This window comes from uncultured Ruegeria sp. (genome assembly GCF_947489545.1).
In the GTDB taxonomy this organism is placed as follows: Bacteria; Pseudomonadota; Alphaproteobacteria; order Rhodobacterales; family Rhodobacteraceae; genus Ruegeria.
The window spans coordinates 1-269 of record NZ_CANLDZ010000106.1 but is presented as its reverse complement, the minus strand read 5'-3'; the positions used below and the strand labels follow the sequence as shown (position 1 = coordinate 269).

At 57.6% G+C, this 269-nt stretch carries 1 protein-coding gene; it reads left to right on the top strand.

Annotated elements, in window-relative coordinates:
* Positions 1 to 269, top strand: a 269-nt coding sequence (locus tag Q1B13_RS26950; protein WP_299085980.1) for a hypothetical protein, incomplete at both ends; no start/stop codon positions are given.

The following is a 269-nucleotide window of genomic DNA, read 5'->3' as shown; positions in this document are numbered from 1 at the left end:
GACACAAACCTGCGCCTGAATGAACTTACCCGGCTCGATATAGATCAGTTGTCCATCAACACCGGGTCCGCGTTCCGCGCCTCTGGCGGGGGAGGGGGGATCACCATCGCAGGTGATGTGATCAACAATGGCTCTGTCGTCTTAAGCGTGCAGGACGGGGCTGCGGATGATGTGATCACCATCGAGGGGGACTACACCGGTTCGGGAACAAGTGTCTTTGCCCTGGATGCAGTTCTCGCTGGCAATGATGCGAACACCGACAGGCTTGA